The 23,585-nt window shown below is 59.0% G+C and carries 20 protein-coding genes; 11 read left to right on the forward strand and 9 right to left on the reverse strand.

Going from position 1 to position 23,585, the window contains the following annotated elements:
- Positions 1-50 precede the first annotated feature (50 nt).
- The 5 genes from menD to menE are packed head-to-tail and all read left to right on the forward strand — an operon-like array spanning position 51 to position 5,671.
- Entirely contained in the window at positions 51-1,721 is a 1,671-nt protein-coding gene (gene menD / locus DVA44_RS07055; protein WP_114386055.1) for a 2-succinyl-5-enolpyruvyl-6-hydroxy-3-cyclohexene-1-carboxylic-acid synthase, read from the forward strand.
- Entirely contained in the window at positions 1,718-2,494 is a 777-nt protein-coding gene (menH, locus tag DVA44_RS07060) for a 2-succinyl-6-hydroxy-2,4-cyclohexadiene-1-carboxylate synthase (protein ID WP_114386056.1), read from the forward strand. The genes menD and menH overlap by 4 nt, the downstream gene beginning before the upstream one ends.
- Entirely contained in the window at positions 2,491-3,348 is an 858-nt protein-coding gene (gene menB / locus DVA44_RS07065; RefSeq protein WP_103825131.1) for a 1,4-dihydroxy-2-naphthoyl-CoA synthase, read from the forward strand. The genes menH and menB overlap by 4 nt, the downstream gene beginning before the upstream one ends.
- Complete coding sequence (gene menC / locus DVA44_RS07070) at positions 3,348-4,313, forward strand: o-succinylbenzoate synthase (protein ID WP_114386057.1); 966 nt, start codon at positions 3,348-3,350, stop codon at positions 4,311-4,313. Before menB ends, menC begins: the two co-directional genes overlap by 1 nt.
- The gene (gene menE / locus DVA44_RS07075; protein ID WP_114314387.1) at positions 4,310-5,671 is read left to right on the forward strand and encodes an o-succinylbenzoate--CoA ligase; all 1,362 of its coding nucleotides are present in this window, start codon (positions 4,310-4,312) and stop codon (positions 5,669-5,671) included. Before menC ends, menE begins: the two co-directional genes overlap by 4 nt.
- Here the strand turns inward: menE and DVA44_RS07080 are convergent, their stop codons facing one another.
- Genes DVA44_RS07080 through DVA44_RS07090 form a run of 3 tightly spaced genes read right to left on the reverse strand, consistent with a single transcriptional unit; the run spans position 5,672 to position 8,621 of the window.
- A complete protein-coding gene (locus tag DVA44_RS07080) occupies positions 5,672-7,186 on the reverse strand; it encodes a tripartite tricarboxylate transporter permease (RefSeq protein WP_114314388.1) in 1,515 nt (504 codons plus the stop codon).
- Positions 7,187-7,197: 11 nt separating this feature from the next.
- Complete coding sequence (locus tag DVA44_RS07085; RefSeq protein WP_103180436.1) at positions 7,198-7,629, reverse strand: tripartite tricarboxylate transporter TctB family protein; 432 nt, start codon at positions 7,627-7,629, stop codon at positions 7,198-7,200.
- Positions 7,630-7,640: 11 nt separating this feature from the next.
- Positions 7,641-8,621: a tripartite tricarboxylate transporter substrate binding protein gene (locus DVA44_RS07090; RefSeq protein WP_114314389.1), complete on the reverse strand. Its 981-nt coding sequence runs from the start codon at positions 8,619-8,621 to the stop codon at positions 7,641-7,643.
- 149 nt (positions 8,622-8,770) lie between these two features.
- Between DVA44_RS07090 and tctD the strand changes: the two genes are divergently transcribed.
- The 4 genes from tctD (at position 8,771) to DVA44_RS07110 (ending at position 12,800) form a co-directional block, all read left to right on the forward strand.
- Positions 8,771-9,445 (forward strand): transcriptional regulator TctD, encoded by a 675-nt coding sequence (gene tctD, locus DVA44_RS07095; protein WP_103180432.1) that lies wholly within the window; start codon positions 8,771-8,773, stop codon positions 9,443-9,445.
- Entirely contained in the window at positions 9,432-10,841 is a 1,410-nt protein-coding gene (locus DVA44_RS07100; RefSeq protein ID WP_114314390.1) for a sensor histidine kinase, read from the forward strand. The genes tctD and DVA44_RS07100 overlap by 14 nt, the downstream gene beginning before the upstream one ends.
- A 128-nt stretch (positions 10,842-10,969) precedes the next feature.
- Positions 10,970-11,509: a YfaZ family outer membrane protein gene (locus DVA44_RS07105; protein WP_114386058.1), complete on the forward strand. Its 540-nt coding sequence runs from the start codon at positions 10,970-10,972 to the stop codon at positions 11,507-11,509.
- 91 nt (positions 11,510-11,600) lie between these two features.
- On the forward strand, positions 11,601-12,800 hold the full coding sequence (locus tag DVA44_RS07110; protein ID WP_114386059.1) for a nicotinamide mononucleotide deamidase-related protein YfaY: 1,200 nt from the start codon (positions 11,601-11,603) through the stop codon (positions 12,798-12,800).
- Positions 12,801-12,832: 32 nt separating this feature from the next.
- Here DVA44_RS07110 and glpC read toward each other — a convergent pair whose 3' ends face one another.
- From glpC to glpA, 3 genes are read right to left on the reverse strand one after another with little or no spacing between them, the layout of a single operon-like run.
- Positions 12,833-14,023 carry an anaerobic glycerol-3-phosphate dehydrogenase subunit GlpC gene (glpC, locus tag DVA44_RS07115; protein ID WP_114386060.1) on the reverse strand — a complete coding sequence of 397 codons (1,191 nt, stop codon included), beginning with the start codon at positions 14,021-14,023 and terminating at the stop codon, positions 12,833-12,835.
- Positions 14,020-15,237 carry a glycerol-3-phosphate dehydrogenase subunit GlpB gene (gene glpB, locus DVA44_RS07120; RefSeq protein WP_114386061.1) on the reverse strand — a complete coding sequence of 406 codons (1,218 nt, stop codon included), beginning with the start codon at positions 15,235-15,237 and terminating at the stop codon, positions 14,020-14,022. Before glpB ends, glpC begins: the two co-directional genes overlap by 4 nt.
- On the reverse strand, positions 15,227-16,855 hold the full coding sequence (gene glpA / locus DVA44_RS07125) for an anaerobic glycerol-3-phosphate dehydrogenase subunit A (protein WP_114386062.1): 1,629 nt from the start codon (positions 16,853-16,855) through the stop codon (positions 15,227-15,229). The genes glpB and glpA overlap by 11 nt, the downstream gene beginning before the upstream one ends.
- Positions 16,856-17,105: 250 nt before the next feature.
- Here glpA and glpT point away from each other — a divergent pair, with 250 nt between their 5' ends.
- Both glpT and glpQ read left to right on the forward strand, forming a co-directional pair.
- Positions 17,106-18,458 carry a glycerol-3-phosphate transporter gene (glpT, locus tag DVA44_RS07130; RefSeq protein ID WP_103825121.1) on the forward strand — a complete coding sequence of 451 codons (1,353 nt, stop codon included), beginning with the start codon at positions 17,106-17,108 and terminating at the stop codon, positions 18,456-18,458.
- 11 nt (positions 18,459-18,469) lie between these two features.
- Positions 18,470-19,525 carry a glycerophosphodiester phosphodiesterase gene (gene glpQ / locus DVA44_RS07135; RefSeq protein WP_114386063.1) on the forward strand — a complete coding sequence of 352 codons (1,056 nt, stop codon included), beginning with the start codon at positions 18,470-18,472 and terminating at the stop codon, positions 19,523-19,525.
- A gap of 89 nt (positions 19,526-19,614) precedes the next feature.
- Here glpQ and yfaE read toward each other — a convergent pair whose 3' ends face one another.
- The 3 genes from yfaE to nrdA all read right to left on the reverse strand — a co-directional run bounded on the left by yfaE (position 19,615) and on the right by nrdA (position 23,366).
- The gene (gene yfaE / locus DVA44_RS07140; RefSeq protein ID WP_103180417.1) at positions 19,615-19,869 is read right to left on the reverse strand and encodes a class I ribonucleotide reductase maintenance protein YfaE; all 255 of its coding nucleotides are present in this window, start codon (positions 19,867-19,869) and stop codon (positions 19,615-19,617) included.
- On the reverse strand, positions 19,869-20,999 hold the full coding sequence (gene nrdB, locus DVA44_RS07145) for a class Ia ribonucleoside-diphosphate reductase subunit beta (RefSeq protein WP_114386064.1): 1,131 nt from the start codon (positions 20,997-20,999) through the stop codon (positions 19,869-19,871). Before nrdB ends, yfaE begins: the two co-directional genes overlap by 1 nt.
- Before the next feature lie 81 nt (positions 21,000-21,080).
- Positions 21,081-23,366, reverse strand: coding sequence for a class 1a ribonucleoside-diphosphate reductase subunit alpha (nrdA, locus tag DVA44_RS07150; protein ID WP_103825117.1), 2,286 nt, complete (start codon positions 23,364-23,366; stop codon positions 21,081-21,083).
- Positions 23,367-23,585: the final 219 nt, after the last annotated feature.

The following is a 23,585-nucleotide window of genomic DNA, read 5'->3' on the forward strand; positions in this document are numbered from 1 at the left end:
TCTTTCTCTATTATTTATACTACGTCGCAATATTGATACCGGACAATTCCATGTCAGTGAGTTCCTTTAACCGGCGCTGGGCGGCGGTGATCCTTGAAGCCCTGACCCGCCATGGCGTCAGGCACGTTTGCATCGCGCCCGGCTCGCGCTCGACGCCGTTGACCCTGGCCGCCGCCGAAAACCGCGCCTTTATTCATCACACCCATTTTGATGAGCGCGGTCTCGGCCATCTGGCGCTGGGGCTGGCCAAAGCCAGCCATGAGCCGGTGGCGGTGATTGTGACCTCCGGCACGGCGGTGGCTAACCTCTATCCGGCGCTGATCGAAGCCGGTCTGACCGGTGAAAAACTGGTGCTGCTGACGGCGGATCGCCCTCCGGAGCTGATCGACTGCGGCGCCAATCAGGCCATTCGCCAGTCGGGGATTTTTGCCTCCCATCCGACAGAAACCCTGTCGCTGCCGCGTCCGACCCGCGATATTCCCGCCCGCTGGCTGGTTTCGACGGTGGATAACGCCCTGGGCGGGCTGCGTGCCGGGGCGCTGCACATCAACTGTCCGTTTGCCGAGCCGCTGTATGGCGAAATGGATGAGACCGATCTTGAGTGGCAGCAGGCGCTGGGCGACTGGTGGCAGAGCGATAAGCCCTGGCTGCGCGCGCCGGCGGCGCTTTCTAGCCCGCAACAGCGCGACTGGTTCTTCTGGCGGCAGAAACGCGGTGTGGTTATCGCGGGCAGGATGAGCGCCGAGGAAGGTAAGCAGGTAGCGCAGTGGGCGCAACGGCTTGGCTGGCCGCTGATTGGCGACGTGCTCTCCCAGACCGGCCAGCCGCTGCCGTGCGCGGATCTCTGGCTCGGCAACGCCAGAGCCGTGACCGAACTGGAGCAGGCGCAGATTGTGGTGCAGCTTGGCGGCAGCCTGACGGGTAAACGTCTTCTGCAGTGGCAGGCCACCTGCAGGCCGGAAGAGTACTGGCTGGTGGACCCGCGGGAAGGGCGGCTGGATCCCGCGCACCATCGTGGCCGTCGGCTGGTATCCAGCGTGGCCGAGTGGCTGGAGCTGCATCCGGCGGAAAAACGCGCCCCCTGGGCAACCGACATTCCTGAACTCTCTCGCCAGGCCTGGGACCTGACGGCGCAACACAGCGACGCATTCGGTGAAGCGCAGCTGGCCCACCGTATCCATCGCTATCTGCCTGAACAGGGGCAGTTGTTTGTGGGCAACAGCCTGGTGGTGCGTCTGATTGACGCCTTCTCCCGTCTGCCAGCGGGCTACCCGGTATACAGTAACCGTGGCGCCAGCGGTATCGATGGGCTGATTTCAACCGCAGCAGGGGTTCAGCGCGCGAATGCCCGTTCGACGCTGGCGATCGTCGGCGATCTCTCGGCGCTCTACGATCTGAACGCGCTGGCGCTGCTTCGTCAGGCTTCGGCGCCCTTTGTGCTGCTGGTGATCAACAACAACGGCGGCCAGATTTTCTCCCTGCTGCCGACGCCGCAGAGCGAACGGGAACGCTTTTATCTGATGCCGCAGAACGTGCAGTTTGAACATGCGGCGGCGATGTTCAGCCTCAAGTATCAGCGCCCGGAAAACTGGGCGGAGCTGGAGAGTGCGCTTAACACGGCGTGGAGCAAACCCGGCGCCACGCTAATCGAGGTGGTGGTAAACGACAGCGACGGGGCGCAGATGCTGCAAAACCTGCTGGCGCAGGTAAGCCATCTATGATCCTCGCGGGAACCCAGCGTAAAGGTCAGCCGGATAAACCCTGGCTGGTTTTCCTGCACGGTTTTTCCGGTGATTGCCGCGAATGGCAGGTGTCAGGGGAGCGCCTGAGCGATTATCCCCGGCTCTATCTCGATCTGCCGGGACACGGGGAATCGGCGCACATTGCGGTGAGCAATTTCAGTGAGATGAGCCATCTGCTGAATCGCACTGTACTTAGTTACAACATACTAAATTACTGGCTGGTGGGGTACTCCCTCGGCGGCCGCATTGCGATGTATCACGCCTGCCAGCGGCCCGGGGGGCTACAGGGGCTGATTGTGGAGGGGGCGCATCCGGGGTTGAGCGATGAAGACGCGCGGACGAGCCGTCGCGCCTCCGATGCGCAGTGGGCGGCACGCTTGCGCCATGAACCACTGGCGTCGGTGTTTGCCGACTGGTATCAGCAGCCGGTATTTGCCTCGCTAACCACCGCGCAGCGCGAACAGCTTGTCGCCCTGCGTAGCCAGAATAATGGTCCAGCTCTGGCCGCCATGCTCCAGGCGACGTCGCTTGCCGAACAAACCGATTTACGCCCTGAGCTCGCCTCGTGCGCACTTCCTTTTTTCTATCTCTATGGCGAGCAGGACCCTAAGTTTCGGGATATTGCCCGGCAGCTTACCGCCACCCGCCATGAAATTCCCCACGCCGGACATAACGCCCATCGGGAAAACCCCGCTGCGGTGGCTGAGCGTCTGGCCCAGATACTCCGTCTTTCAATTAAGGACACTCTATGATCTACCCTGATGAAAACATGCTCTATGCACCGGTGGAATGGCTGGACTGCTCCGAAGGCTATACCGACATTCGCTACCACAAGTCCACTGACGGCATCGCCAAAATCACCATTAACCGTCCTGAGGTGCGTAACGCGTTTCGCCCGTTAACCGTTAAAGAGATGATTCAGGCCCTGGCGGATGCCCGTTACGACGACAACATCGGCGTTATCGTCCTGACCGGCGAAGGCGAAAAAGCGTTCTGCGCCGGGGGCGACCAGAAAGTGCGCGGCGACTACGGCGGATATCAGGATGACTCCGGTGTTCACCACCTGAACGTGCTCGACTTCCAGCGTCAGATCCGCACCTGCCCGAAACCGGTTGTCGCAATGGTGGCGGGCTTCTCTATCGGCGGCGGTCACGTGCTGCATATGATGTGTGACCTGACCATTGCCGCGGAGAACGCCATCTTCGGCCAGACCGGACCAAAAGTCGGTTCCTTCGACGGCGGCTGGGGTGCCTCTTATATGGCGCGCATTGTCGGACAGAAAAAAGCCCGTGAGATTTGGTTCCTCTGCCGTCAGTACAACGCTCAGGAAGCGCTGGACATGGGCCTGGTGAACACCGTGGTGCCGATTGCCGACCTCGAAAAAGAGACCGTGCGCTGGTGCCGTGAAATGCTGCAAAACAGCCCGATGGCGCTGCGCTGCCTGAAAGCGGCGCTGAACGCCGACTGCGACGGCCAGGCGGGTCTGCAGGAACTGGCAGGCAATGCCACTATGCTCTTCTACATGACTGAAGAGGGCCAGGAAGGACGTAACGCCTTCAACGAGAAGCGCCAGCCGGACTTCAGCAAATATAAACGGAATCCGTAATGCGCAGCGTGCAGATCTACCGCTGGCAGATACCGATGGATGCGGGTGTGGTACTGCGCGAGCGGCGGTTAAAAACCCGCGACGGTCTGTTTATTCATCTGCAGCAGGATGGTCGGGAAGGGTGGGGAGAGATCGCCCCCTTACCGGGCTTCAGCCGTGAATCGCTGGAGGAAGCCGAAACGGCAGTGCGGGCATGGTCTGGCGCGTGGCGCAACGGCGAGGCGCCGCTGTTGCCAGGTTTGCCTTCGGTAGACTTTGGCATCAGCTGTGCGCTGGCGGAACTGGACGGCAGCCTGCCGGAACAGGCGGACTATCGCGCCGCACCGCTCTGCACCGGCGATCCCGATGAGCTGTTTGCTGCACTGGCGGCGATGCCGGGCGAAAAAGTGGCGAAAATCAAGGTGGGTCTGTATGAAGCGGTGCGTGATGGCATGGTGGCGAACCTGCTGCTGGAGGCCATCCCGGACCTGCGTCTGCGTCTGGATGCTAACCGCGCCTGGACGCCGCTGAAGGCGCAGCAGTTCGCGAAGTACGTCAATCCGGCGTACCGCAGCCGCATCGCTTTTCTGGAAGAGCCGTGCAAAACCCGTGAGGATTCACGCGCCTTTGCCCACGAAACCGGCATAGCCATCGCCTGGGACGAAAGCCTACGCGAGGCGGACTTTGCCTTTACCGCCGAGCCGGGCGTCAGCGCCGTGGTCATAAAACCGACGCTAACGGGCAGTCTGGCGAAGGTGCGTGAACAGGTGACGGCAGCGCATAGCGCAGGACTGACCGCGGTGATCAGTTCCTCCATCGAATCCAGCCTTGGGCTGACGCAGCTGGCGCGTATTGCCGCCTGGTTAACGCCCGACACCATCCCGGGGCTGGATACGTTAAACCTGATGCAAACCCAGCTTATTCGCCCGTGGCCGGGTAGCGCCCTGCCGTGCGCGGGCGTTGAGGCGCTGGAGCCGTTGCAATGAGTTTTAGTGACTGGCCGTGGCGGCACTGGCGCGAGCAGCGTGCTGATAAACCAGCTCTGCGTCTCAACGACGAGGTGCTGAGCTGGCAACAGCTCTGCACCCGCATCGACAATCTGGCTGCAGGGTTTCATCAGCAGGGTGTGAAGGCGGGGGACGGTGTGCTGCTGCTTGCCCATAATCATCCGCAGACCCTGCTCGCATGGCTGGCGCTGCTCCAGTGCGGCGCGCGTATTCTTCCCGTTAACCCCCAGCTCCCGCGCCCGCTGCTGGAGGTATTGCTTCTGCAAATGACGCTGCGTTTTGCGCTGGTGCTGGACGGTCACTATGACGGACTCGCCGCGCTTAGCGTACATGCTCCGTCCGGCGAATACCGCGTGGTATGGCAGCCTGAGCGGCTGGCCTCAATGACGCTCACCTCCGGCTCTACCGGGCTGCCGAAAGCGGCCGTTCATACCTGCGGGGCGCATCTTGCCAGCGCTGAGGGTGTCCTCGCGCTGATGCCCTACGGCGAGGATGACGACTGGCTGCTTTCGCTGCCACTGTTTCATGTCTCCGGGCAGGGGATCTTATGGCGCTGGCTGCAGGCCGGCGCGCGCTTAACCGTGCGCGAGAAGCAGCCGCTGGAGCAGGCCTTGCAGGGGTGTACGCATGCCTCGCTGGTGCCAACCCAGCTCTGGCGTCTGCTCAATACACACCAGCACATCGCGCTGAAAGCGGTACTGCTGGGCGGGGCCGCCATCCCCGTTGAGTTGACGCAACAGGCGCGCGCGCAGGGTATTTCTACGTTTTGTGGCTACGGCCTGACGGAGTTTGCCTCTACCGTCTGCGCGAAAGAGGCAGACGGTGAGCCGGACGTGGGCTGCGCATTGCCGGGCAGGGAGGTGCAGGTCGTTAACGGCGAAGTGTGGATCAAGGCGCAAAGCATGGCCTCAGGCTACTGGCGCGACGGCGCGCTGCTGCCGCTCACGAATTCTGAGGGCTGGTTTGCCACCCGCGATCGCGGGGAGCTGCATGAGGGTCGCCTGACGATCCTCGGTCGGATGGATAACCTCTTTTTCAGCGGAGGAGAGGGCATTCAGCCGGAGAGCCTTGAGCGGATTATCGCGACCCATCCGCACATCAGCCAGGTCTTTATTGTCCCGCTGAATGACGCCGAATTTGGTCAGCGTCCGGTGGCGGTAGTGGAGTGTGAACCGGGAACGGATTTCACCCGCTTCCCGGAGTGGGTACAGGGCAAAATGGCGCGATTTGAGCAGCCCGTGCACTGGCTGGTGCTGCCAGCAGAACTAAAAAATGGCGGGATTAAGATCTCCCGCCAGGCGTTAACACAGTGGGTGAATGCCCAACTGTCAGGGTAATTAGCCGATATCGGGCTGCGGCTTACGCTGACGGCGGCGAAGCAGGCGCAGCACCGGCGGTACGACCACCACCACAATTGCCAGTGTCAGCAGGATCTTCGCCACGTTGCTGTCCCACAGGATGGAGACATTACCATTGCTAATGGACAGAGCGCGGCGCAGGTTCTGCTCCAGCATCTCACCCAGCACAAACCCTAAAATCAGCGGCGACATCGGGAAGTGCATTTTACGCAAGATGTAGCCGAACACCCCCAGCACCACCATCAGAATCAGGTCGAAGGTGGTGCTGTGTACCGCATACACCCCCACCGCCGAGACGGCCGCGATCGCGGGGACCAGGAACCACAGCGGAATGGTCAACATACGGGTGAACAGGCCAATCAGCGGGATGTTCATCACCAGCAGCATGACGTTGGCAATCAGCAGCGCCGCAATCAGACCCCAGACGATGTCAGGCTGTTCGGTAAACATCGCCGGTCCTGGGGTGATGTTGTAGAGCGTCAGCGCGCCCATCATCACTGCCGTGGTGCCGGAGCCGGGTACGCCGAGCGTCAGCATGGGAATAAACGAGCCGCAGGCCGAGGCATTGTTGGCCGCCTCAGGTGCAGCGACGCCGCGAATATCGCCTTTGCCAAAGCTGTCGCTGTTGCCGCTGAGCTTTTTCTCCGTCATGTAGGTGATGGCGCTGGCGATGGTTGCTCCGGCGCCCGGCAGAATGCCGACAAAGAAACCAATCACCCCTGAACGCAGCGTAGTACCGATACACTGCGCGCCCTCTTTGGCGTTAAAGAGCATCCGGCCGGTTTTACGCACCAGCGTCTGCCCGCTGCTGGTATGTTCCAGCATCAGTAAGATCTCAGAGACAGAGAACAGACCAATCACGACCACGATAAACTGTACGCCGTCGGAGAGGTGAACGCTGTCGAAGGTAAAGCGATAGACCCCGGTGTTGGCATCCACGCCTACGGTGGCTAACCCTAAGCCGATCAGCGCAGACAAAAACGATTTCAGTGGGTTTTGCGCCATCATGCTGCCGAGACAGGCAATGGCGAAGACCATCAGGGCAAAATACTCTGCCGGACCAAACGCCAGCGACCACTGGGCCAGCGCAGGCGCAAACAGAATGATGCCGCCAATGGCAATCAGCGAGCCAAAGAACGAACTGACGGCGGAGATAGAGAGCGCCACGCCGCCGCGTCCCTGCCGCGCCATCGGGTAACCATCCAGCGCGGTCATAATGGCCGCCGCATCCCCGGGCACGTTGAGCAGTATTGACGAGATACGGCCGCCATATTCACAGCCGATGTAGACTGTCGCCAGCAGGATCAGCGCCGATTCCGCAGGCAGATGCAGGGCAAACGCCAGCGGGAGCAAAATAGCGACCCCGTTGATGGGCCCAAGTCCGGGCAGCAGACCGACGATCGTCCCGACGAAGCAGCCGATCAGGGCGATCACCAGGTTTTCCGGGGTCATCGCCACGGCGAACCCCTGTGAGAGGTAAATCCAGGTATCCATAGCGTGCTCCGTTAATTAAGCCAGGCGCCAAGCGGCAGCGTCACATCCAGCAGGCGGTCAAAGGCGTACCACAGGAAAATGCCCATCACCACACCCGAGATCCCCGCCGCAGGGAGGCTGGCGTTAAACAGCATGCCGATCACCATCGTCAGGATGGCGGTCGCCACCGGGAAGCCGAGCCATTCAAAGCCCCAGGCATACATCAGCAGCACAATGACCATCACCAACAGCCGCTGCAAAATGCGTCTGGGCGGCCACTCTACGGTATCCGGATGGCGTAACAGCATAGCCACCGAGCAAAGCAGCATCAGGCCGACAATGCCCATTGGAAAGGGGCGTGGCCCCACGGGTTCATAGCTGTATTCGCTGTGGATCTGCCAGGCGACGAACATCCCGCCAATGCAGAGCAACAACCAGATCCCGGCAAAAATGCGATCGCTCATAGCGCCTCCGGTTATTTGGCCAGGCCAAACGCTTTTGCCTTCTCGCGGTAGTCATTCACCTGTTTTTTGACATACTCGTCCAGCTGCTTACCGTTCAGGTTGAACTCAAACAGCCCGCGCAGATCGCGCTGCTTTTTAAATTCGTCTGTCTGCTGCAGTTTGTTAAAGTTGTCGACCCACCACTGGTATTCGGCATCGGTCACTTTTGGCCCGACAAAGAAGCCGCGGATAATCGGCCAGACGAGGTCATAACCCTGCTCTTTTGCAGTCGGCACGTTTGCCAACTGTCCGGGCAGACGGTTTTCGGAGAAGACCGCCAGCACGCGGATTTTATCCCCGTTCAGGTAGGGCACCATTTCACTGAGGTCACCGGAAACTGCCTGCACGTGGTTGCCCATCAGCGCCGTCACTGGTTCACCGCCGCCCTCAAACGCCACGTAACGCATTTTGTGCGGATCCACTTTCGCCTGCTGCGCCAGCAGGGCGGCTTTCATCCAGTCCTGGCTGCCGATGGAGGCGCCTGCACCAATCACCACGCTGTTAGGGTCTTTTTCCATGGCGGTGAGCAAATCTTTCAGGGATTTCCACGGGGAATCTGCGCGCACGGCGATCATGCCGTAGTCGGTACCGACGGTGGCCAGCCAGCGCACGTCATCCACGCCGTAGCGGCCAAACTTGCCCTGGGAAAGGTTCAGCAGCGAGCCGCCGGAGAAGGCAACCACCGTGCCGGCTTCCGCCGGTCGTTGCGCGACGATCGCGTTATAGGCCACCGCGCCCACGCCACCTGGCATGTAGGTTACACGCATCGGTTTTTCAATGGCCTTCGTTTCCAGCAGGCTGACCTGAATCAGCTTGCAGGTGAGATCGAAACCGCCGCCCGGTTTGGCCGGGGCAATACATTCGGTGCGGGACGGGGCGTCCTGCGCCTGGACAACAGAGGCACTCAACATTAATACGCTTGCAGCAACCGTTGAAAGTAATTGTTTTTTCATCGTTTATCCTCACGCCGGCGATCCGGGGGTACGGGTACGGGTTTTTTTCTGATTATGTGAACCACCTTGTAGCGGTTCCGTTGCGTGATTGTTAAAACAATAACCTTTCATTTCCCTTTCAACGCGACACCAACTTTACAGGATGTGATATGCGTCTCTTACTGGCGGAAGATAATCGTGAGCTGGCTCACTGGCTGGAGAAAGCGCTGGTGCAGGAGGGCTTTGCCGTAGACTGCGTTTCTGACGGGCGCGCGGCCGATCATCTCCTGCAGGGGGAAAACTACGCGGTGGCGATACTGGACATCGGTATGCCCGGTTTTGACGGCCTGGAGGTGGTGCACCGTTTACGAAAACGCGGCCAGACCTTGCCGGTGCTGTTTCTCACCGCACGCAGCAACGTGGCGGATCGGGTGAAAGGCCTGAATGCCGGGGCGGATGATTATCTGCCAAAACCGTTTGAGCTGGAGGAGCTGGACGCCAGGCTTCGCGCCCTGCTGCGCCGAAGCGAGGGGCGAACCCAGGAACGCCAGCGTCTTGGGGAGCTTGAGTATGATGACGACGGTTTTTTCCTGCTGCGCGATGAGCCGCTCTCGCTCACCCCGCGTGAACTGTCACTGCTGAAGGTGCTGATGCATCGCCGCACCCGGCCCGTCTCCCGCCAGCAGTTGTTCGATCAGGTGTTTAGCCTGAATGACGACGTCAGCCCGGAGAGTCTCGATCTCTACATTCATCGCCTGCGCAAAAAACTGACTGGCAGCGGGGTGCGGATCACCACCCTGCGCGGGCTGGGCTATGTGCTGGAGTGCGGCGATGAAGTGGGTTAAACCTCAGTCGCTTTATCTGCAGCTGCTGCTTTTTCTTGGCCTGCCGCTGCTGTTGCTGTGGGGATTGTCGGCCTTTAACAGTTACGTTAGCGCCCTGCAGGCGGCGACCCAGGCGTACGACCGCACGCTGTTATCGTCGGCGCGTACCGTCTCTGAGCGGCTGGAGGTGCACAACGGCAAGCTGCTGGTCGATGTTCCCTGGGTGGTGCTCGACAGCTTCGAGCTGAACATGAACGATCGTCTCTATTACAAGGTAGTTGACCCGGAGGGGCGGGTGATCTCCGGCTATGACGATCTACCGAACATGCCCCGCTCCACGTCGCGCACCACGCACTATCCCGCGCTGGCCTGGTTTTATCATACTGAGTATCGCGGCCAGGCGATCCGCGTGGCGAAGCTGCTCCAGCCAATTAACGAAGACAATGTTTCCGGTATGGCGGAGATCTACGTCGCCGAAACCTTGCAGTCGCGGCGCTATCTGGCCACTCAGCTCCTGTTTTCATCGCTCGTTTCGCAGGGGCTGCTGGTGCTGCTGACGCTGGTCTTAACCGCCTGGCTGCTGCGCCGCGTGCTGCGCCCGATGCGTCAGCTCTCCTCGCTGATGGTGCGCCGTGAGCCAGGGCTGCTGGCCCCGCTGCCGGAGCTGCTGCCCTGGTCGGAAACGCGGCTGCTGATCGTGGCCTTTAACCGCTATATCGACAGATTACGCGGCGTGCTTTCCCGCCAGGAGCGCTTTAACGCCGATGCTTCTCATCAGCTCAAAACGCCGCTGGCGGTGCTCAAAACCCAGGTTTCCGTTGCCCTGACGCGAAACGATCCGGCCCTGTGGCAGGAGAGTTTACGCGCCATGAACGTGACGCTGGACAACACCATCGTCCTTACTGAACGGCTGTTGCAGTTCTCCACGGTGAAGCACAAAGAGCAGGGAGAGCGCCAGTTTGCCCCGGTGGATCTGGTTCAGGTGGTGCAGAACTGCTGCTTCTCCCGGCTGGCGCAGGCGCGCAGCAAGGGGATCGATTTAGGTTATGAGGGCATTCAGCAATCCGTCATGATTGAAGGTGATGAGGTGCTGCTGGGCGAACTGTGCGCCAACCTGCTGGAGAATGCGATCAAATACACCCCGCAGCAGGGCATCGTCACTGTGTCTCTGCACACGGTTAACGACGCTGTTGAGCTGAGCGTGGAGGACAGCGGACCGGGAATTGCTGAAGATCAGATTTCCCAGGCCATGCTGCCGTTTCATCGGCTGGATAATGTAGGAGATGCCGCCGGGTCCGGGATTGGGCTGGCGCTGGCCAACGATATCGCCCGCCTGCACCGCAGCCATCTTCAACTGATGGCCAGTGAAAATCTGGGCGGTCTGTGCGTCAAAATGCGCTTTTTATTGATGACGTAAATGTTGATATTATCAAATCGTTACAAACTAATTGTCCGACGCACACGGAGTCCATTGATCCCATAGCCAGTCAGGTTAAAATCTCGCGGTTTTGGATATCTGTGAACAAATTGTGCGGGATCACGACAATGAAAAAAGTGGCATTAATGGGCTTAGGCCTGATGTGTGTATCGGCAGCGGCCAACGCTATTTCCTTCAACGGCTCGGCGGGCGAGGATTATACCCACCTGGGCTTTGGTCTTGGCACGGATAGCGCAGGCCTGGCGATGACCGGCGGCTGGACGCATAACGACGACGATGGCGATGCGGCAAGCCTGGGCCTCGGTTTTAACGTTCCGCTTGGTCCATTCCTGGCGACCGTCGGCGGTAAAGGCATTTACACCAACCCGAACGACGGTGACGAAGGTTACGCGGCGGCAGTGGGCGGCGGACTGCAGTGGAAAATTGGCGACAGCTTTGGTCTGTTCGGCGAGTACTACTACTCTCCGGACTCCCTCTCCAGCGGTATCGACAGCTATGAAGAGGCGAATGCTGGTGCGCGCTGGACCATTATGCGTCCGATTACCATCGAAGCGGGTTATCGCTACCTGAACCTGGCGGGCAAAGAGGGCAACCGCGACAACGCCCTTGCTGATGGCCCGTACGTGGGCGTGAGCGCAGGCTTCTGATCCCCCGGCGCGGCCTCCTGCCGCGCCTGTTTCTCTTTCTCCCTCCGCCGATTGCGTTATAGTGTTTTCACCACCTAAGCGGGAGAACACAATGATAAACGTGGAGATGCTGTCCACTGGCGATGAAGTGCTGCATGGACAAATTACCGATACCAATGCGGCCTGGCTGGCTGATATTTTCTTTGAGCAGGGATTACCGTTAACGCGCCGTAATACGGTGGGCGATTCGCTGGACGCACTGGTCAATATTTTGCGCGAGCGCAGCGAACATGCGGATGTCCTGATTGTAAATGGCGGGCTTGGCCCAACCAGCGATGACCTGAGCGCGCTGGCAGCCGCCACGGCAAAAGGTGAAGAGCTGGTGCTGCACACCGAGTGGCTCAGCCATATGGAGCGTTTCTTCAGCGATCGCGGCAGGGTGATGGCTCCCAGCAACCGCAAGCAGGCGGAAATTCCGGCCAGCGCGGAATTGGTGGATAACCCGGTCGGCACCGCCTGTGGTTTTGCCATTCAACTTAATCGCTGCCTGATGTTTTTTACCCCCGGCGTCCCGTCCGAATTTAAGGTGATGGTCGAACAACAGATCCTGCCGCGTCTGCGCCAGCGTTTTACCTTGCCTGAACCCCCGATCTGTTTACGTCTCACCACCTTTGGCCGTTCGGAGAGTGACCTGGCGCAGAGCCTGGATCACCTGAGCTTACCGGCAGGTGTGACGATGGGGTATCGCTCTTCCATGCCGATTATCGAGCTGAAATTAACCGGCCCGGCCACGGAAAAAGCCGCGATGCTGGCGCTCTGGCCTGAGGTGCAGCGCGTGGCGGGCGAAAGCCTGATCTTTGAAGGCACCGAAGGGCTTCCGGCGCAGATCGCCCGCGATCTGCAGGCCCGTCAGTTGAGCCTGACCCTGAGCGAGCAGTTCACCGGTGGCCTGCTGGCGTTACAGCTCTCGCGAGTCAGCGCTCCGCTGCTGGCAAGCGAAGTGGTGCCTTCCCAGGAGGAGACCCTGGCACAAACTGCCCACTGGGTTGCCGAGCGGCGCGTAAAACACTTTGCCGGTCTGGCTCTGGCGGTGTCGGGTGTGGAAGAGGATCATCTTAACTTTGCCCTGGCTACCCCGGAAGGCACCCATGCCCTGCGCGTTAAGATGAGCGCGTCGCGCTACAGCCTGGCGGTGCGTCAGGAAGTCTGCGCCATGATGGCGCTAAACATGCTGCGTCGCTGGCTGGCAGGTAAAGAGGTGGCCAGCCAGCACGGCTGGATCAACGTGGTGGAATCGCTGTTCGTTGAGTAACCGGTTTGCCGGGGCTGCGGCCCCGGCGATAGCTAACCCAACGCCTTCGCCAGCAGCGTGATGGGATGTTCGCAGCGCTTGCGGGTGGACATCTCTATCTGCCACTTGCAGGTTTCGCAGTCGGTCACCACGATATCCGCGCCGCTCTCCTCAATCTGGCAGAACAGCGGCGCGCCAATCGCCTGTGATGTTTCGTAGTTTTCACGCTTAAAGCCGTACGTCCCCGCAATGCCGCAGCAGCGCGAATCCAGCACCGTCAGCGCCAGCCCCGGAATTAACCGCAACAGTTCCAGCGTGTAAAGCGACCAGCCCATTTTTTCCATATGGCACGGCGTGTGGTAGACCACTTTCAGGGGTAAATTTCTCAGGGGTAACGTCTGCCCGCTCTCCAGCTTGCGCCACAGGAAACGCGTTGCCAGCTCAATATGTTCGCGCAGGCCGGTATTGTCCACGTCCAGCAGGTGCGGATACTCATCGCGCAGCGTGAAGGTGCAGGTCGAGGAGGTGGCGAGCACCGGAATGCCTTTATCGACAATAGCCTCGCGCAGCGACGAGACGTTGCTTTCGGCCTGTTTGCGCGCTTTATCGGTAAACCCGTTGGCGATCAGCGGCACGCCGCAGCACTTCTCCTTGCTCAGCAACTGCACGCCTGTACCCATGGCGTTCAGCACTTTCAGCAGATCTTTACCCAGCTGCGGGTGGTTGTAATTTACATAGCAGCCATGGAAGAACGCCACCTGATCGGCGTACCGCGCCTGTTCTGCCGCTACGGATTTGTACCAGCGGCGGAAGGTGCCGTGGGAATATTTAGGCAGACTGCGGTGATGGTCTATCTTCAGCGTGGCATCCAGCAGCTGGCGCACCGGTTGCAGCGAGGTCGCGGCGTTCACCAGCGGGGCAAACGGCGTGGAGACGCTGCCCATCAGGTCGGTATGGCTGAGGATGGCATCGCGCAGCGACGGTTTTTGCGTACTGTAGCGCGCGCGGGCACGCTGAATAATATCGCCGATTTTCACATCAGACGGGCAGGCGACTTCACAGCGTTTGCAGTTGATGCAGTATTTCAGCGCGTCATCGTACAGCGCGCCGTCCTTCAGACGCAGGCGCTCGCCGTCCGGCCCGGCCTGTTTCGGTCCCGGATAGCGTGGGTTAACGCCGCTGACCGGGCAGACGGTGGTGCAGACCGTGCATTTGATGCAGCTTTCAAAGCGGGTGTCGTTCATGATTTTGCCTCCGTGCACTGGCAAATCTGCTCTGCCACAGAGAGTGCCGTTATGGCGCAGACGCCGCCGCCGCAGCCTTGGGTGATAGGATCGTATCCACCCAAAAGCGAGCCGATGGCGTAGAGATTTGGAACTGACTTTCCTGAAAGTTGCGGATGCAGCTGGTTATCCATGATTACGCCGAACTGCTGCCACGGCTGCGGGGCAAAGAAATCGCTCTGATACCAGTCCGAGCGAGAGGCGCTCTGGCGGACATCCAGCCCCATAATCGCCTCGCGAATGCCGTCCCGGCTGCTCAGCAGGCCGTTGCTGAAGAAACTGCCGCTTGCCAGCACCGCGTAACGCGTGCGAAGCGGAATGTCGTCGTGGTTGCGGGTCCAGATTTCGCTCACCGCGCCGTCAGTCAGGGTGATTTTTTTCACCTCATCGCCCGCCATCCACACGCCACCCTGGGCCACAAACTGGCGCTGAAGCTGGGTATGCAGGCGAATGCCGGGCACGGACGGAGGAAGCGTCGGCAGCAGGCCGAGCGAGCAGGGCAGGCGATCGGAGAGCCAGCGCCACAGAAGGTTGTTCTGTAAGCCAAAACAGGCGGGCATAAAGAGTGCATCGCATCCCTCTGCAAGCGGTTTGAGCGCCTCAAGCAGCTGAGGCCATTTCTCTTCGTTATCGAGAAAACGGGCAATATTTACCGCGCGAAACTCGCTGGGGTTATCGCGCAGGACATCCAGCTCAGGAAGGTCAATCTCTGCCGTTTCAGCGTTGATCCCCTGGCGGCTGAGCGAGGCCGCCGCCAGATGGGGCTGAAAATCCAGAAAACCGCTAATACCCACCACCCGCACACGCGTGGCATTGAACGGGGCAACGGGGACCTCTTCCGGGCTTAGCCAGGCGGAACGCAGGGTGCCGAGCGGCGTGACGCGCTGATGGTTTTGCCTGGCGCTGCCCTGCATCCGGGCGCCACACTCAGCCAGCAGCGATTCGGCTTCCTTAGCGAAGCGGTCAATGTGCTGCGCGCCGGCCAGGTGATAAGGATGCTCTGCTGGCAGTTTGTCACGGTAAGTTTCGTCCAGCAGATCCAGCGAGCCCGACGAGAAGTGCAGGGCGCTCTGGCCCCGGGTGATAATGGCGCAGCGCAGCCCCTGCTTCGTGAGTTTGATGCCACAGAGCAGACCCGCCAGCCCGCCGCCGACGATCACGGTGTCAAATTTCATCGCGTTGCTCCTTCTCCAGACCGCAAAGCCCCTGGTACACCCAACGGGTAAATTCGCTTTCACGCAGGGCATCGCCCCAGGCGACAGGCTGAATGCCTTTCCAGCGCTCGTTTAAAAAATCGCTGAGCTGATCGAGCGACTGGGTGGCGGTGGTGGTATGAAAACGCTGCAACAGCCCGGCGGCACGGCAGGCACACAGCTCCCCCTGGCAGGTACCCATCCCGACGCGGGTACGGCGGCGGAGATCGAGCAGGCTATTCACCGTCAGATTCTCCACCGCGTATTGCACTTCCCCGGCGGTAACGGCCTCACACTCGCATACCAGACTGCGGCTCAGCCGCCCTTCGCCGAGCCAAACCGGTGTTCTGTCGCCATGGCGATAGACGGCCGAACCGCGCAGGGGGGTGGGCAGGGAGATAATTTTTTGCAGCGTTTTCTCGGTGGACTGGCGCGAGCCGGGCAGGGGCTGGTCTGCGGTCACGCACGGTGCGGTATTGCCCAGTTTGCGGCAGACGGCATCCGTCGCCCATTCGGCCATCAGACGGTAGGTCATTAATTTACCGCCAGTGATGGTGATGAAGCCGTCCAGCCCGTCGCGCGCGGCATGGTCAAGCAGCACAATGCCGCGGCTGACATTGCGTCCGCTCGGGTCGTCATCGCTGGCGACAAGCGGACGCACGCCTGCGTAAGCGCGCAGAATACGCGTCTGGGCCATCACCGGCGCCAGTTTTTCCCCTTCGCGCAGCAGGATGTCCACCTCTTCTGCGGTGACCCGATTGTAATCAATCTCGCGGTAGTCCACCTGGGTGGAGGTGGTGCCGATTAACGAAATGGTATCGCCCGGTACGAGGATGTCGGCATCAGACGGTTTGCGGCAGCGGTTGATGACATGGTTGTTAATGCGGTGGTCGAGGATCAGCAGCGAGCCTTTGGCCGGAAACATGCGCACAGAGAGATCGGCGTATTCCGCGATGCGCTGCCCCCAGATCCCCGCCGCGTTGACTACCACGGCGGCATACAGCTCGCTCTGTTCATTGTACTGCGTGTCCAGGACCCGCACGCCTTTGATGCGATGCCCCTCACGGATAAGCCCGGTGACCTGATGGCCGGTCAGGATCCGCGCGCTATGCTCGCGGGCGTCCAGCATGTTGGCCGCCGTCAGGCGAAACGGATCCACGGTGCCGTCCGGGACTTTTACTGCACCCGTCAGTGCCGGATTAACCGAAGGTTCGATGCGGCGTGCTAGGGCCGGGTCAATGGCTTGCGCCTGAATGCCCGCGGCCTGGCAGGCGGTAATGAAGGTTGACTGAAAGGCAAGATCGTCTTCGGGAAGCGTAATAAAGAGCCCGTCGGTGGGCTCAATGCAGTGACGGGCAATGCGCCGGAGGATCTGGTTTTCGGCGATACATTCGCGTGCCGATTCGCCGTCGGTGACGGCGTAGCGGGCGCCGCTGTGCAGCAGACCATGATTGCGCCCGGTGGCGCCCGTTGCAATATCATGGCGCTCCAGAAGCGTGACGCTCAGCCCCCTGAGCGCACAGTCGCGGGCGATGCCAGCGCCGGTCGCGCCCCCGCCAATGATAATCACATCGCTATAGCGTGGATCGTGAATTGTCATTGCCAACCCTCTGTGTTCGTTTTATCTCATTTAGCCACATAAAAACTGTGGTTTGTTTGATATCGAACACAAACGAGCGAAATTCGAAAGTGAAACGTGATTTCATGCGCTTTTTTGCGCATTCTGTCATATTTCTGTAACAATCTGTGCGTTGATTCACAGTAACAATTACCGTGATTTCTTAACATCCCCGCCTCTCTGGCCGGGCGCGTGTTGTCCGGTCATTTTTTGAAAGGCCACGGAGGCTGTTATGCTCAGTATCTTTAAACCTGCGCCACATCGGGCGCGACTGCCAGAGGCAGAGATAGACCCTCTTTACCGCCGTCTGCGTTGGCAAATCTTCATGGGGATTTTCTTTGGCTATGCGGCGTACTATCTGGTACGTAAAAACTTCGCGCTCGCCATGCCGTACCTGGTGGAGCAGGGCTTCTCACGCGGCGATCTCGGTTTCGCGCTGTCGGGGATCTCTATCGCCTACGGTTTTTCGAAATTCATTATGGGGTCAGTGTCGGATCGCTCGAATCCGCGCGTGTTCCTGCCCGCCGGTCTGATCCTGGCGGCAGCGGTCATGCTGTTCATGGGCTTTGTGCCGTGGGCGACCTCCAGTATCGCCATTATGTTTGTGCTGCTGTTCCTCTGCGGCTGGTTCCAGGGGATGGGGTGGCCACCGTGCGGACGCACTATGGTGCACTGGTGGTCGCAGAAAGAGCGCGGCGGTATCGTGTCGGTATGGAACTGCGCCCACAACGTGGGCGGCGGGCTTCCACCGCTGCTGTTCCTGCTGGGGATGGCCTGGTTCAACGACTGGCACGCCGCGCTTTATATGCCAGCCTTTGGGGCAATCCTGGTGGCGATTATCGCCTTTGCGCTGATGCGCGACACGCCGCAGTCCTGCGGTCTGCCGCCGATTGAAGAGTACAAAAACGACTATCCGGATGATTACAGCGAAAAGCACGAAGAAGAGCTGACGGCAAAGCAGATCTTCATGAAGTACGTGTTGCCGAATAAACTGCTGTGGTACATCGCGGTGGCGAACGTGTTCGTCTACCTGCTGCGTTACGGCATCCTCGACTGGTCACCGACCTACCTGAAAGAGGTGAAGCACTTTGCGCTGGATAAATCCTCCTGGGCCTACTTCCTCTACGAATACGCCGGGATCCCGGGGACGCTGATTTGCGGCTGGATGTCGGACAAAGTGTTTAAGGGCAACCGTGGCGCGACGGGCGTCTTCTTTATGACCCTCGTGACCATTGCCACCGTCGTCTACTGGCTCAACCCGCCGGGCAATCCGGGCGTGGACATGGCCTGTATGATTGTCATCGGCTTCCTGATTTATGGCCCTGTTATGCTGATTGGTCTGCATGCCCTGGAACTGGCACCGAAAAAAGCGGCAGGCACGGCGGCAGGCTTTACCGGTCTGTTCGGCTACCTGGGCGGTTCGGTGGCGGCGAGCGCCATTGTGGGCTATACCGTTGACTTCTTCGGCTGGGACGGCGGCTTTATGGTGATGATCGGCGGCAGCGTGCTGGCGGTACTGCTGCTGATTGTGGTCATGATCGGTGAAAAACGTCACCACGCGGAAGTGCTGGCGCGTCGTCAATAAGGAGCACTGCTATGAAATTAACGCAAATCGCGACCGGTCTGCTGCTGGCGGGCCTGATGTCCGGCTCCGCCCTGGCGGCGGATAAAATCGTTATTGCCCATCGCGGCGCAAGCGGCTATCTGCCGGAGCATACGCTGCCGGCGAAAGCGATGGCCTATGCGCAAGGGGCCGATTATCTGGAGCAGGATCTGGTGATGACGAAGGACGACCAGCTGGTCGTCCTGCATGACCACTATCTTGACCGGGTGACCGATGTGGCGGATCGTTTCCCGTACCGTGCCCGAAAAGATGGCCGTTTTTACGCCATTGACTTCACTCTGGATGAAATCCGCTCTCTGAAGTTTACCGAGGGCTTTGAGATTGAAAACGGTAAGAAGGTGCAGGTTTACCCTGGACGTTTCCCGATGGGCAAATCGGACTTCCGCATCCATACCTTCCAGGAGGAGATTGAGTTTGTTCAGGGGCTGAACCACTCGACCGGCAAACATATCGGTATCTACCCGGAAATCAAAGCGCCGTGGTTCCACCATCAGGAAGGGAAGGATATCGCCGCGAAAACGCTGGAGGTGCTGAAACAGTACGGCTACACCAGCAAGAAGGATAAAGTCTACCTCCAGTGTTTTGACGCCGCGGAACTGAAGCGCATCAAAACCGAGCTGGAGCCAAAGATGGGGATGGATCTCAATCTGGTCCAGCTGATCGCTTATACCGACTGGAATGAAACCCAGGAGAAGCAGGCAGACGGCAAGTGGGTAAACTACAACTACGACTGGATGTTTAAGCCGGGCGCCATGAAGCAGATCGCGCAGTACGCCGACGGGATCGGACCGGATTACCATATGCTGGTGGCGGAAGGTTCAACCCCGGGCCACGTGAAGCTGACGGCGATGGTGAAAGAGGCGCACGCCAGCAAGATGCAGGTGCATCCGTATACGGTGCGTGCTGACCAGTTGCCGCCGTATGCCACGGATGTGAATCAGCTTTACGAGGTATTATATAAGCAGGCGGACGTAGACGGATTGTTTACGGATTTCCCGGATAAAGCGGTGAGCTTTTTGAAGGATTAACGCTGAAATTGCCGGGTGGCGGCTGCGCCTTACCCGACCTACGGACTGCGGTTTTGTAGGCCGGGTAAGCGAAGCTTCACCCGGCACAATCACATCTCGATCTCTATATCCCCTTTTGCCCGGCAGCAGCAGGGCAAAATTTCACCGTCGTTGATGAAGGCCAGCGGTTCGGTTATCCAGTCAACCTGACCGGTCACCAGGCGACAGCGGCAGGAGCCGCAATAGCCTTCGCGGCACTGGTATTCAACGGCAATCTGGTGGGATTCCAGCGCAATAAGCAGGGAGGGATGCTCTTCCTGGCACAGAAGCTCTGTGCCAGAAAGACGAAGCGTTACGCGGCTCATCAGAGCTGGAAGTCGCTCAAATCGTCGGTGTTGACTTCGGAGTCAATCTGACCGACCAGGTAGGAGCTCACTTCCACTTCCTGTGGGGCAACCTGCACGTTGTCAGAGACCAGCCAGGTGTTAATCCACGGGATTGGGTTGGAGCGGGTCTGGAACGGCAGATCCAGGCCGACCGCCTGCATGCGGATATTGGTGATGTACTCCACGTACTGGCAGAGAATATCTTTGTTCAGGCCGATCATGGAGCCGCCCTGGAACAGGTATTCCGCCCACTCTTTCTCCTGCTGTGCCGCCTGAACAAACAGGTCATAGCTCTCCTGCTTGCACTCTTCAGCAATCTCAGCCATCTCCGGATCGTCAGCGCCGCTGCGCAGCAGGTTCAGCATATGCTGGGTGCCGGTCAGATGCAGGGCTTCATCGCGGGCGATGAGGCGAATGATTTTGGCATTGCCTTCCATCAGCTCGCGTTCCGCGAAGGCGAAGGAGCAGGCGAAGCTGACGTAGAAGCGGATCGCTTCCAGCGCGTTCACGCTCATCAGGCACAGGTAGAGCTTTTTCTTCAGTTCACGCAGGTTCACGGTGACGGTTTTACCGTTTACGGTGTGCGTACCTTCGCCCAGCAGATGCCAGTAGCTGGTCATCTCGATCAGGTCGTCATAGAAGTGGGAGATGCCTTCCGCGCGCTTCAGGATCTGATCGTTGGTGACGATATCATCGAAGACAATCGCCGGATCGTTGACGATGTTACGGATGATGTGTGTATAGGAGCGGGAGTGGATCGTCTCGGAGAACGCCCACGTCTCGACCCAGGTCTCCAGCTCCGGAATGGAGATCAGCGGCAGCAGCGCCACGTTCGGGCTGCGCCCCTGGATGGAGTCCAGCAGCGTCTGATACTTCAGGTTGCTGAGGAAGATGTGCTTTTCGTGTTCCGGCAGCGCCTGGAAATCGATGCGGTCGCGTGAAACGTCAACTTCTTCCGGACGCCAGAAGAAAGAGAGTTGCTTTTCAATCAGCTTTTCGAAGATGTCATATTTTTGCTGATCGTAGCGCGCCACGTTGACCGGCTGGCCGAAGAACATCGGCTCTTTGAGCTGGTCGTTTTTCGTCTGTGAAAAGGTGGTGTATGCCATGAGTATGTCCTGTGAGAGATTTTGTAGATCGGGCAAACAAAATCGTAGGCCGGGTAAGCGTAGCGCCACCCGGCATTTACATTAAATCTTACATGCGCCGCTTTCGCAGCCATCATCCTGAATGGACGGGGCCAGATCGTCCTGCGCATCTTCCGCACCGTCGCGGGTGTTTTGATAGTACAGGGTCTTCACGCCAAATTTGTAGGCGGTAAGCAGGTCTTTCAGCAGCTGCTGCATCGGCACTTTCCCGGACGGGAAGCGTGACGGATCGTAGTTGGTGTTGGCAGAGATCGACTGGTCGATAAACTTCTGCATGATCCCTACCAGTTGCAGGTAGCCGTCGTTATTTGGCATCTCCCACAGCAGCTCGTAGTTGTTTTTCAGCAGCTCATAATCCGGCACCACCTGGCGCAGGATACCGTCTTTCGACGCTTTGATGCTGACATGACCGCGCGGCGGCTCAATACCGTTGGTGGCGTTGGAGATCTGCGAGGAGGTCTCGGACGGCATCAGGGCAGAGAGCGTGGAGTTACGCAGGCCGTGGGTCTTGATGGACTCGCGCAGGCCTTCCCAGTCAAGGTGCAGCGGCTCGTTGGCGATCGCATCCAGGTCTTTCTTATAGGTATCGATCGGCAAAATGCCTTTGGAATAGGTGGTTTCATTGAACCACGGGCAGGCGCCTTGCTCGATAGCCAGTTCGTTCGAGGCTTTCAGCAGGTAGTACTGAATGGCTTCGAAGGTCTGGTGCGTCAGGTTGTTGGCGCTGCCGTCGGAATAACGCTTGCCGTTTTTCGCCAGCCAGTAGGCGTAGTTAATGACGCCAATGCCCAGGGTACGACGACCCATCGCACCACGTTTTGCCGCCGGGATTGGGTAATCCTGGTAATCCAGCAGCGCATCCAGGGCGCGAACCGCCAGCACTGCCAGCTCTTCCAGTTCGTCCAGGCTGTTGATCGCACCCAGGTTGAACGCGGAGAGCGTACACAGGGCGATTTCGCCGTTTTCGTCGTTCACATCTTCCAGTGGTTTGGTCGGCAGGGCGATCTCCAGACACAGGTTGGACTGGCGCACTGGCGCAACGACCGGATCGAACGGGCTGTGGGTGTTGCAGTGGTCAACGTTCTGGATGTAGATACGGCCGGTAGAGGCGCGTTCCTGCATCATCAGGGAGAACAGTTCAACCGCTTTCACACGCTGTTTACGGATGCTGTCGTCTTTTTCATATTTGCTGTACAGACGCTCGAACTCATCCTGATCGGCAAAGAAGGCGTCATACAGACCCGGGACGTCGGACGGGCTGAAGAGGGTAATATCTTCACCTTTCAGCAGACGGGTATACATCAGCTTGTTGATCTGTACGCCGTAGTCCATGTGACGCACGCGGTTGCCTTCCACGCCACGGTTGTTTTTCAGCACCAGCAGGCTTTCTACTTCCAGATGCCACATTGGGTAGAAGAGGGTGGCTGCACCGCCACGCACGCCGCCCTGAGAGCAGGATTTTACCGCGGTCTGGAAGTGTTTGTAGAACGGGATACAGCCGGTGTGGAACGCTTCGCCGCCACGAATCGGGCTGCCCAGCGCACGAATGCGACCAGCGTTAATGCCGATACCGGCACGCTGGGAAACGTATTTCACAATGGCGCTGGAGGTCGCGTTGATGGAATCCAGGCTGTCGCCGCACTCGATCAGCACGCAGGAGCTGAACTGGCGGGTTGGGGTGCGAACGCCGGACATGATTGGCGTTGGCAGAGAAATTTTAAAGGTGGAAACCGCATCGTAGAAACGCTTCACATATTCCAGACGGGTTTCACGCGGGTAGTTCGAGAACAGGCAGGCCGCCACCAGAATGTAGAGGAACTGGGCGCTTTCGTAGATCTCGCCGGTCACGCGGTTCTGGACCAGGTATTTCCCTTCCAGCTGTTTCACCGCGGCGTAGGAGAAGTTCATATCACGCCAGTGATCGATAAACCCGTCCATCTGCTTGAACTCTTCTTCCGTATAGTCTTCCAGCAGATGCGTGTCGTACTTGCCAAGCTCGACCATCTTCACCACATGATCGAACAGCGCTGGCGGCTCAAACTGACCGTAGGCTTTTTTACGCAGGTGGAAAATCGCCAGACGGGCAGCGAGGTACTGATAATCCGGCGCGTCGCGGGAGATGAGATCCGCCGCGGCTTTGATAATGGTTTCGTGGATATCAGACGTTTTGATGCCGTCATAGAACTGGATATGGGAGCGCAGTTCAACCTGGGAGATCGATACGTTATTCAGCCCTTCTGCTGCCCAGTCGAGAACTCGATGGATTTTGTCCAGATTGATACGCTCGGTGGTACCGTCGCGCTTTGTCACCAGCAGACTCTGATTCATGTGGGTTTTTACCTGTCCGTGAAAATGAAAATATCCCCCGCTTATCCACAGCCTTCTGTGGATAAATACTACATATAGGGGTTTTACAATAAGGATAACGCAAGATGGTGAGTATTCTAGTAAGGATTCTTTTGAGTACAAGAGTTGATTTTGAGGTTAAATTGAGGTTGTTAAAGAGTAAAAAAGCGTAAGTCCTCGTACCGTAAGGCCTGGACGTGA

This window comes from Leclercia sp. W17 (assembly GCF_003336325.1).
Classification (GTDB): Bacteria; Pseudomonadota; Gammaproteobacteria; order Enterobacterales; family Enterobacteriaceae; genus Enterobacter.

Bases quoted from the DNA above. Each gene is read 5' to 3' on its own strand.
- menD (WP_114386055.1), top strand. From the start codon at position 51: ATGTCAGTGAGTTCCTTTAACCGGCGCTGGGCGGCGGTGATCCTTGAA.
- menH (WP_114386056.1), top strand. From the start codon at position 1,718: ATGATCCTCGCGGGAACCCAGCGTAAAGGTCAGCCGGATAAACCCTGG.
- menB (WP_103825131.1), top strand. From the start codon at position 2,491: ATGATCTACCCTGATGAAAACATGCTCTATGCACCGGTGGAATGGCTG.
- menC (WP_114386057.1), top strand. From the start codon at position 3,348: ATGCGCAGCGTGCAGATCTACCGCTGGCAGATACCGATGGATGCGGGT.
- menE (WP_114314387.1), top strand. From the start codon at position 4,310: ATGAGTTTTAGTGACTGGCCGTGGCGGCACTGGCGCGAGCAGCGTGCT.
- DVA44_RS07080 (WP_114314388.1), bottom strand. From the start codon at position 7,186: ATGGATACCTGGATTTACCTCTCACAGGGGTTCGCCGTGGCGATGACC.
- DVA44_RS07085 (WP_103180436.1), bottom strand. From the start codon at position 7,629: ATGAGCGATCGCATTTTTGCCGGGATCTGGTTGTTGCTCTGCATTGGC.
- DVA44_RS07090 (WP_114314389.1), bottom strand. From the start codon at position 8,621: ATGAAAAAACAATTACTTTCAACGGTTGCTGCAAGCGTATTAATGTTG.
- tctD (WP_103180432.1), top strand. From the start codon at position 8,771: ATGCGTCTCTTACTGGCGGAAGATAATCGTGAGCTGGCTCACTGGCTG.
- DVA44_RS07100 (WP_114314390.1), top strand. From the start codon at position 9,432: ATGAAGTGGGTTAAACCTCAGTCGCTTTATCTGCAGCTGCTGCTTTTT.
- DVA44_RS07105 (WP_114386058.1), top strand. From the start codon at position 10,970: ATGAAAAAAGTGGCATTAATGGGCTTAGGCCTGATGTGTGTATCGGCA.
- DVA44_RS07110 (WP_114386059.1), top strand. From the start codon at position 11,601: ATGATAAACGTGGAGATGCTGTCCACTGGCGATGAAGTGCTGCATGGA.
- glpC (WP_114386060.1), bottom strand. From the start codon at position 14,023: ATGAACGACACCCGCTTTGAAAGCTGCATCAAATGCACGGTCTGCACC.
- glpB (WP_114386061.1), bottom strand. From the start codon at position 15,237: ATGAAATTTGACACCGTGATCGTCGGCGGCGGGCTGGCGGGTCTGCTC.
- glpA (WP_114386062.1), bottom strand. From the start codon at position 16,855: ATGACAATTCACGATCCACGCTATAGCGATGTGATTATCATTGGCGGG.
- glpT (WP_103825121.1), top strand. From the start codon at position 17,106: ATGCTCAGTATCTTTAAACCTGCGCCACATCGGGCGCGACTGCCAGAG.
- glpQ (WP_114386063.1), top strand. From the start codon at position 18,470: ATGAAATTAACGCAAATCGCGACCGGTCTGCTGCTGGCGGGCCTGATG.
- yfaE (WP_103180417.1), bottom strand. From the start codon at position 19,869: ATGAGCCGCGTAACGCTTCGTCTTTCTGGCACAGAGCTTCTGTGCCAG.
- nrdB (WP_114386064.1), bottom strand. From the start codon at position 20,999: ATGGCATACACCACCTTTTCACAGACGAAAAACGACCAGCTCAAAGAG.
- nrdA (WP_103825117.1), bottom strand. From the start codon at position 23,366: ATGAATCAGAGTCTGCTGGTGACAAAGCGCGACGGTACCACCGAGCGT.